The following is a 1488-nucleotide window of genomic DNA, read 5'->3' as shown; positions in this document are numbered from 1 at the left end:
AAATGAGACACTCAAAGATCCTGGTTCGTCGAAGTAACGTAGATTGGACACTGCTAGACCAACCGCCGCTGCTTGCCTTGCTTCTTTGCGTACACTCTTAATGTCATAACTTAAAATATTAAACTTCATATCTGTATATTGGTGAGCCCGATCAACGGCATCATCAATAGCATCGATAACGATATTATTCACCCGTTGATCTGTGTAATGCTTTGATTGATCAAGAACGACCTTCATCTGCTGCTCAGTGTAATCATGCAGTTGACCACCATTAACAGCTTCTTTCGAACCTTGTTCAATACGACCATCCGCAACATTATCAATCATAACAGGTTCACTTTCATTCCCACCTTTTAGAGTGATCTTATTGGTCTTTTTACCATCAACATCTTTATCATAGTTAACTGCACCATCAGAAAGATTATTAACCGTGTTCTCAATATTATCAACTCTGTCTTCAATATTGAAAACTGTTTCACCAATATTCGTAACCGTAGTGGAAATATTGTCGACTCTGTTTTCAATATGTTTAATATCTTTTTCAACGCCAGTGATACGTTCGTTGGTCTCCCAAAGCTGTCCACCATTGACTGCATCTTTTGAACCTTCTGCAATTTTACCATCTGCTACATTGATAATCTTACTTGGTTGACCATCATGGCTAGCGTCATAAGCTTTTTTCTGCTCATTCCAATTTAAACCATTGGACGAGACATTGTTTTCAACATTTTGAATGCGGTCGTTTATCTTAGACATACTCTCACTTACACCGTCAAAAGCACTGGCAACGTCATGATAATCCTTCTTTTCAGCAGAACTCCCGTTAGCCTTGAAATGTGTTATCTTGAAAGTAGGAGCGGTCCATTTTCCATTATTATAACCAGCGCCACCACCAAAATACGCAGCCAATTGGTTGCTCATCAAATAAAGCTGCGAACCATTTATAGCATCTGTTGAGTTAGCAGAAATATCTCCATTGGCAAGAAACTTAATTTTGCTATTGGTTCTTCCCTCTCCATGCTGTGCTACAAATGCCTGCTCATCACCGCTCCACAACAAAGCGTCCCCTTTGACTTCTTGTGTAATATTCGTGATTTTTTCATTGACATCTTTTACCACATTCGTCAGATGCGTATTCACACTCTTCACATTTGCATCAAGACCACTCAAAGCTGAGCCAACGTCATGATAATTGGCTTTTGCCACCTGACCATCTTCAACAATAACAGATAAACTATAGTTTGGTCCTTTAAAAGCACCATTTTCGAACGAGGCACCACCACCAAAATAATTTGCTATATCTCCAGATATTTTATTAATTTGGTTCCCATTGATTGCATCATGCGATCCTTGCGCAATTATGCCATCTTTAACATTATGGAGAGCAACAGGGACTTGGTTATCCATCCCACCTAAAGTTACGCTACCATAATTAACGGTACCGTTTTCTTTATCATAAAGAACTGCAGCAGCACTTGTAAGATTAAT

At 39.1% G+C, this 1488-nt stretch carries 1 protein-coding gene; it reads right to left on the bottom strand.

Features of this window, described 5'->3' with window-relative positions; genetic code table 11:
- Nucleotides 1–1488: Vomp family autotransporter (locus ACFIMC_RS03710; protein WP_375685656.1), on the bottom strand; the 1488-nt coding region annotated here is incomplete at both ends.

Source organism: Bartonella sp. AP21QHHD, from assembly GCF_042196205.1.
Lineage (GTDB): Bacteria > Pseudomonadota > Alphaproteobacteria > Rhizobiales > Rhizobiaceae > Bartonella.
This window is presented reverse-complemented; position numbering and strand designations above follow the sequence as displayed.